Genomic DNA, 541 nt, shown 5'->3' on the forward strand with positions numbered 1-541 from the left:
CGAGACGTTCACCGTCTTGGCGCCGGGCATCACCGGCGGCAGCAACCAGGAGTCAGTCGAATCGCTACGCAGTCGCGTCATTCGCAGCTACCAGGTTATCCCCCACGGGGGAGACGCTGATGACTACGTGACGTGGGCGCTGGAGTGCGCGGGGGTGACGCGCGCCTGGACGGTGAAAAACTACTTGGGCCCCGGCACCGTGGGTGTGTTCTTCGTTCGCGATGGCGACGCCTCGATCATTCCGGACGCCAATGAGATCGCAACGGTCAAGAACTACATCGACGCCAAGGCGCCGGTGACCGCCGAAGTGATCGTGCTGGCGCCGGTGCTCAAAGCCGTCAACTACACGATCAAGCTCACCCCGGACACCACCGTGGTGCGCGCCGCTGTTGCTGCCGAACTGACAGACCTGCACGAGCGAGAGGCGGGCCTGGGTGAGACGCTGCTGATCAGTCATATCCGGGAGGCGATCAGCAGCGCACAAGGTGAGGTCGACAACGTGGTTGGCAGCCCTGCGAATGACGTCACCGCCAAGCCCAAC

The 541-nt window shown here is 63.8% G+C and carries 1 protein-coding gene; it reads left to right on the top strand.

Annotated features, from left to right (window positions below):
* Nucleotides 1-541: baseplate J/gp47 family protein (locus QWI20_RS27445; protein WP_369308101.1), on the top strand; the 541-nt coding region annotated here is incomplete at both ends.

Source organism: Pseudomonas sp. W2-17 (genome assembly GCF_041060445.1).
In the GTDB taxonomy this organism is placed as follows: domain Bacteria; phylum Pseudomonadota; class Gammaproteobacteria; order Pseudomonadales; family Pseudomonadaceae; genus Aquipseudomonas.